Source organism: Methanospirillum sp. (assembly GCF_035560735.1).
Lineage (GTDB): Archaea > Halobacteriota > Methanomicrobia > Methanomicrobiales > Methanospirillaceae > Methanospirillum.
On the sequence record NZ_DATMYY010000093.1, the window covers coordinates 1 to 6156 of the forward strand.

Consider the following 6156-nt stretch of genomic DNA (forward strand, 5'->3'; position numbering starts at 1 on the left):
GAACTATAACGAGGCATATTACGTAGAGAATATATGGCATTTACATTCTTTTTCAGGGACGCACAGACTCTGCGTCTTGCAATAGAACACTTTCACCCTTATATCCAGAGTAGAACGAGAATAACCATCTGGAGCGCAGGATGTGCCATGGGGCAGGAGCCCTATACATTTGCTATCATCCTCCGCGAAATAATCGGACCATATCTATTCAGAAATGTTAAAATTTACGCCACAGATCTGGATCAGTATGGCAACTATGGAAAGATCATTAACGAGGGAAAATATCCACTTAAGGATCTGGAGAGGATACCGGAAGATATCCTTGCCAGATACTTCACTCCAGCCGATAATGATCCTTCGCAACGTATCATTCAAGAGGAGATAAGGAATTCTGTGGAGTTCCAGAGGCATGATCTACTTTCATTTGAGCCGATCCGATCAGGAATTCACATGATCATCTGTAAAAATGTCCTCCTTCACTTCTCAGCTGAAGAGAGAATGAAAGTCTGGATGATGTTTTGGAATGCTCTTGAAGAAGGGGGTTTTATGCTACATGAGCACACTCAGAAGTTACCAGACGAATTGAACGGGAAGTTTGAGTTGATGGTCATGAACGCACAGATATTTCGAAAGATCGGAAGATAACATGCATATCCGAAACCTGACCGGACATAGCACTGAGTACACCTCAAATGTTTATCACATCAGCAGCGAGTATCTGCAGTTGAGTGATCAAGCCAGCCTTATCGATGTCGGCCGTGATGTGACCATGCTCGGAGAATTAAGAAGTATCAGGACAGGGATCGGAAAGAAACCAATCGAGCAGATCTTCCTCACACATTCACACTTTGATCATGCCGGCCTCCTCCATGAGATCCTTGACAGGTACCCGGTTCCGGTTTACGCTCACCCCGAAAGCCGGGTCCAGGGGATTATTCCAGTGCATGACAAACAGATGATCCATATCGGAGATCAAGACTGCGAGGTTATCTGGGGAGAAACCCATAGTGAGGATTCTGTCTGCTACTTCAGCCATGATGAGGGAGTTCTCTTCTCTGGAGATATTCCAATCAGAATCTACACAGATGACGGCATATATAACCCGGCATTTCTTCCTGCTTTTGAGCGGATATGTTCCTATGATGTGAAAGAGATCTATCCGGGCCACGGAGATCCCATTCGTGAAGGAGTGGGGCACATGCTTGAAGAGTCGCTTCGTAACCTGAAGAGGAGCAAATTTACCTGAGGGTGTCATGAATGAGAATTTTGTCTATCAGCAGGAATTAGGAGAAACATGGTCATGAAGGTGAGAAACCTGACTGCCGGATCTGAAATTTACACCTCAAATTCGTACCTCTGTTTGCCCTCTTTCCCCGGAGAGGGATACTCAGAGATGGATAACCAGAAATGTGGCCTTCTCATTGACACTGGTTGCGACCCTCAGATACTGCCTATCCTTAAACAAATCGAATACGAGAATCGGAGTCAACCCGTATGCCAGGTTATCCTGACACACAGTCATTATGATCATACCAAAATTCTCAAAGATATAAAGTCAATCTGGCCTGTAAAAACCTACGCATATTCTGCATACCTACACGGAATTGATAATGTAGTAAAAGGCGGAGAGACAGTGCAGGTAAATGGGAAAAATTTTGATCTCATCCATGTTCCCGGCCATAGCACAGATTCTATCTGTATCTACTGCAGGGAAAATCAGTTGCTCTTCTCAGGAGACACGCCTCTGACGATCTGGGGAACAGAAGGAACCTATGAACGTCCCTTTGTTGAAGCATTTGAAAAACTCGTACAGCTCCCGGTGCATTCAATATACCCGGGACATGGGGAAGTTATAACCAAAGACTGTAACAAAATCCTGGATCAGTCACTTCGAAATCTGCGAAAAAGCAGAGTTCTTTGATCAGTTTTTTTCTATGAAATATCGGAACGGAATTGATTTTCTGTAAGGTATCACTATATTTCTGTACCTCCCATTCATAAGAGGTGAAGACGGTAATCATTGGGGGTGGACTTGCAGGGGTAACCCTTGCCCACCTCCTATCAAAAGAGGGTGAAGAGGTTCTGGTTTTAGAAAAGGACTCCAGTATCGGGGGTCTATGTAAATCAATCACAACTGATGGCTTCACATTTGATATTGGCGGTTCGCATATCATCTTCTCCAGGGATCAGGAGGTTCTTTCATTTATGCATCAGGTTCTCAAAGAGAACCGGGGTGAGCGAAAGAGAGATACAAAAATATTTTACAAAAACCGTTATATCAAATATCCCTTCGAAAACGGACTCTATGAACTTCCTAAAGAGGACTGTTATACCTGTCTCAATGAGTTCATAAAAACACTTATTGCCCTTGAAAAAGGTGAACTGAAAGATCCTGAAAATTTCAGAGACTGGATATACCATACTTTTGGAAAAGGTATAGCAGAGGCATACCTGGTCCCATATAATGAGAAGATCTGGAACTACCCACTCAATCAGATCTCAGCACACTGGGTTGAAGGGCGTGTTCCCCGCCCACCGGTAGAGGACATTATCAAGGCAGCAGTGGGGGTCGAAACTGAAGGTTATGCTCATCAGGCAATCTTTTCATACCCAATAACAGGTGGAATAGAAGCACTCATTGAGGCGATTGCACGCCCAGTAACAGACCGGATAAGGACCGGTTTTAACGTAACTTCTATTCAAAAAACCGAAGACGGATGGGAAGTCAGTAATGGGACTGATATTATCAGGGCAGATAAATTGATCAGCACCCTTCCTCTCCAGATTCTACAGTCATGTTTCAGTTCTTTACCAGATCCAGTTAGAACTGCCATCAACGCTCTCAAATATAATTCAATTGTCTGTGTTGGGATCGGACTTAACGGGCAGACACTCCCTTTCTCCTGGATGTATCTTCCTGAAAAAGAAGGAACAGCAGCAAACAGGATCTCATTCCCTTCAAACTTCTCTACAGAGGTTGCTCCTGATGGTTGCTCATCTATTCTTGCTGAGATAACATACAATGCAGGTGACAGGATAGATCAGATGAGTGATGCAGAGATAGTAAGAGATACCATCAATGCTCTGGGAACTGCTAAAATTCTTGATCCTGACCAGGTCAGATCTGCCCTAGCAGTACGGCATCGGTTTGCGTATGTCGTATATGATCTGGCGTGGCAGCAGAATATGAAGATCATCAAGGAACACTTTGCATCAGTTGATATCTCCCTTGTAGGGCGGTTTTCTCAATTTGAGTACCTCAACATGGATGGGGTCATCAGATCAGTAATGGATTTTGTAAGGGGCTTGTAATGGACGTCAACTTTGTCGTCGAAGACATGCTTCTTTTTAAGTACATCGGGTGTTCTACTGTTGCTCGTACGTTGTATAAAACCCTGAAAGAGGAGTCTGATTTGAACCTCACCTGGGAGAGGTTCAGGTATAATGCTGACATCTCACACTACCACACCTTCGGACCTATTGCTCTCCTCAACCGAAGATTATCAGGTGGAAAAAGAATCCTTACTGCCCATTCAACTCCGAGAGTCAATATCGGCAATCTTGCCCTTACCAAAGCGATAAATAAGCGGTATCCCGAGATCTATCGCAAATTCGATCACATAGTTACAATATCTGAATCGTGTGAGCAGGAGGTGAAGGAGATGGTGCCAGATGTTCCGGTTACAAGGATACCGAATGGGATTAACAGGAGTTATTTTCACCCATCACAAGAAAAACGGATTTCATTCAGAGAGATGCATGGGATAGGTGAGGATGAACAGATGATCCTGACTGTGGCACAGGTAAGTCCGCGGAAAGGGTTCTATGATTTCATTGAACTTGCATCCAGATACCCAGACATCAGATTTGTCTGGGTGGGGGGTTTTCCTTATGGAATTGCCTCAAAAGATTACCTGAAGATCAAGTGGCTTATCCAGAAGCGTACCGATAACGTCATTTTCACCGGGTTTGTCCGCGATATTGCTGAAGCATATTGTGCAACAGATATCTTCTTTATGCCTACATTTGCCGAGACATTCGGACTGGCAGTCCTCGAGGCACAGGCATGCGGACTCCCTGTTCTAGCAAGAAGTATTCCTGAGTTTCATGAAGTATACGGAGACACAGTACGATATTTTTCAACCGTTGAAGACGCAGGGCGTGAGATAACAGATGAGACAACGCTGAGGGCATGTGCAGCCCAGGCACGGGATGCATCAGCACATTATGACATTAAAGACGTTTGTACTGCACATATCAAACTCTACCAGGAGATATTCAATACATGATATCAGTAATTGTTCCTTCATTTAACGAAGAAGAGCGGATAGAAGGGTGCCTTTCTTCGCTGACTAAACAGACTCTGCCCAGGGATCACTACGAGATAATCGTGGTTGATGGTGGATCAAAAGATAAAACCCGTGAGATTGCGGAAAAGTATGCTGACACCGTTTTCATTCAGACCAGTCCAAAAGTCGGGGGAGCTCGCAATGACGGAGCGATGCAGGCAAAAGGGGAGATAATAGTAACCACTGATGCTGACACATATCTGCCTCCGGACTGGCTCGAACGAATTGAAAAGGGATTTGAAGATTCAAAAATAGTCATGATCTATGGACCGGTCAGACCTATAGAGAAGACACTGAAAAATCGCTTTTATCTCTTCCTTGCAAACACCTTTGCAGGCATCGGCTATCTGACTGGAACTATTCTCTTTACCCTGGGCTGCAATAGTGCATTCAGAAGGGATGCTTTTATGAATGCAGGAATGTACCGCGTATCAGATGCAGGTGATGATCTGGAGATCGCTCACAGGATGAAGAGACAAGGAAAAATCTGGTTTGATCGTAAACTCTGGGTAGGCTTCTCCATGAGGCGATATGATCAGTTCGGTGCTCTGAAATCAGTGTATGAGTGGTTCTACATAGTCTTTCACGGAGGAGATGCAGATAAGTACTCGTATACCAGGCGAGAATACCGGTAAACAATCATTTTTCAGAGTCAGCCATTATGAAAAGATGTTTAATCTCTCATAATTAGCAGGAGTCTTCATCAGGCTGGAATGGTTCTTAAACATGAATAGACAATCCTATACTAGTCTAAAACTATCCCGCACGTTAACAGGCAGGTACAGGTAATGTTTGACCACCCAAAAAGCCCACTCATCGAGGTACTCATCGTTGAGGATGATGAAATCATCTCGTCACTGATAGAGAAATTTCTCCTTCAACGAGAGTATATGGTAACTGCAAGGGTTACAACCGGAGAAGAGGCACTCTACAAGGTAGCAGAACATCTGCCAGATATCGTGCTGATGGATATTAATCTCGCCGGAAAAATTGATGGGATAACTGCGACAAAATATATCACGTCGATATTTAAAATTCCTGTAATCTTTCTTTCAGCGCAGGATGATGAGAAGACATTGAGTCGCGCAGCCAATGCTGAACCGGCAAGTTTTATTATCAAACCATTCAGCGGAAAGGACCTCTATTCCAACATAGAGATAGCTCTCCATAATGATCGGCTGCTCAAGAAAGCCAAGGATTTCCAATTCAGTAAGATCCGCAGGGTGGCACGAGCTGCGCTCTCCGAACTGGATGCCTATTTCATCCTTGATAATAGAGGAAGAATACTCTTTGTCAACCCTTATGGAGAGCACATTCTCAATGTTTCACGAAATGATGTGATCAATGATCCAATAGGTAAATACCTGACATTCTACGATACCAGGCAGAATACCATATTTTCCAACACATTTCAGGATGTCATTAGAGAAAGTCTGGTGCTTGGAATCAAGCAGCATATCGCAGTCAAGATGAAGGATGGAACCTTCAGACATGTAGTAATTCAGTCATCTTCAATCAGGGATGCATCAAATGAGACAATCGGAGTGATGGTAAGGATGCATATGAAGATGAAAAATGAAGTCTGATCAAGATGAGAGGATTTATAACTACTCACGACATACTTGTATAAGCACCTCAGTCCCGGTAGGGTAGTGGATATCCTAGAAGCCTGCGGAGCTTTTGACCCGGGTTCAAGTCCCGGCCGGGGCGCTACTACTTTTTTTACGATTATCATTGCATTAGTCCATAGTTTTTTTTCTAGATCACGTGGTTACGATTGTTGATCTACATTTTTCCAGGAAATTTG

7 protein-coding genes and 1 tRNA gene are annotated in these 6156 nt (G+C 43.8%); all 8 read left to right on the forward strand.

Going from position 1 to position 6156, the window contains the following annotated elements:
- Positions 1-33 precede the first annotated feature (33 nt).
- The 8 genes from VN429_RS02820 to VN429_RS02855 all read left to right on the forward strand — a co-directional run bounded on the left by VN429_RS02820 (position 34) and on the right by VN429_RS02855 (position 6059).
- The gene (locus VN429_RS02820) at positions 34-645 is read left to right on the forward strand and encodes a CheR family methyltransferase (RefSeq protein ID WP_325629567.1); all 612 of its coding nucleotides are present in this window, start codon (positions 34-36) and stop codon (positions 643-645) included.
- A gap of 1 nt (position 646) precedes the next feature.
- Positions 647-1246 carry an MBL fold metallo-hydrolase gene (locus tag VN429_RS02825; protein WP_325629569.1) on the forward strand — a complete coding sequence of 200 codons (600 nt, stop codon included), beginning with the start codon at positions 647-649 and terminating at the stop codon, positions 1244-1246.
- A 147-nt stretch (positions 1247-1393) separates the two neighbouring features.
- Positions 1394-1921 (forward strand): MBL fold metallo-hydrolase, encoded by a 528-nt coding sequence (locus tag VN429_RS02830; protein ID WP_325629571.1) that lies wholly within the window; start codon positions 1394-1396, stop codon positions 1919-1921.
- Positions 1922-2004: 83 nt separating this feature from the next.
- Positions 2005-3312, forward strand: a complete 1308-nt coding sequence (locus VN429_RS02835) for a protoporphyrinogen/coproporphyrinogen oxidase (RefSeq protein ID WP_325629573.1) — start codon at positions 2005-2007, stop codon at positions 3310-3312.
- The gene (locus VN429_RS02840; RefSeq protein ID WP_325629575.1) at positions 3312-4289 is read left to right on the forward strand and encodes a glycosyltransferase family 4 protein; all 978 of its coding nucleotides are present in this window, start codon (positions 3312-3314) and stop codon (positions 4287-4289) included. The genes VN429_RS02835 and VN429_RS02840 overlap by 1 nt, the downstream gene beginning before the upstream one ends.
- Positions 4286-4984 carry a glycosyltransferase family 2 protein gene (locus tag VN429_RS02845; RefSeq protein WP_325629577.1) on the forward strand — a complete coding sequence of 233 codons (699 nt, stop codon included), beginning with the start codon at positions 4286-4288 and terminating at the stop codon, positions 4982-4984. Before VN429_RS02840 ends, VN429_RS02845 begins: the two co-directional genes overlap by 4 nt.
- Before the next feature lie 153 nt (positions 4985-5137).
- The gene (locus VN429_RS02850; RefSeq protein WP_325629579.1) at positions 5138-5935 is read left to right on the forward strand and encodes a response regulator; all 798 of its coding nucleotides are present in this window, start codon (positions 5138-5140) and stop codon (positions 5933-5935) included.
- Positions 5936-5987: 52 nt separating this feature from the next.
- Positions 5988-6059 (forward strand) — tRNA-Arg (locus VN429_RS02855).
- The last annotated feature ends 97 nt before the right edge of the window (positions 6060-6156 follow it).

What these genes read in the sequence shown, in the direction of transcription:
- VN429_RS02850 (WP_325629579.1), top strand. Translation starts at nt 5,138, where the DNA reads ATGTTTGACCACCCAAAAAGCCCACTCATCGAGGTACTCATCGTTGAG.
- VN429_RS02830 (WP_325629571.1), top strand. Translation starts at nt 1,394, where the DNA reads ATGGATAACCAGAAATGTGGCCTTCTCATTGACACTGGTTGCGACCCT.
- VN429_RS02820 (WP_325629567.1), top strand. Translation starts at nt 34, where the DNA reads ATGGCATTTACATTCTTTTTCAGGGACGCACAGACTCTGCGTCTTGCA.
- VN429_RS02825 (WP_325629569.1), top strand. Translation starts at nt 647, where the DNA reads ATGCATATCCGAAACCTGACCGGACATAGCACTGAGTACACCTCAAAT.
- VN429_RS02845 (WP_325629577.1), top strand. Translation starts at nt 4,286, where the DNA reads ATGATATCAGTAATTGTTCCTTCATTTAACGAAGAAGAGCGGATAGAA.
- VN429_RS02840 (WP_325629575.1), top strand. Translation starts at nt 3,312, where the DNA reads ATGGACGTCAACTTTGTCGTCGAAGACATGCTTCTTTTTAAGTACATC.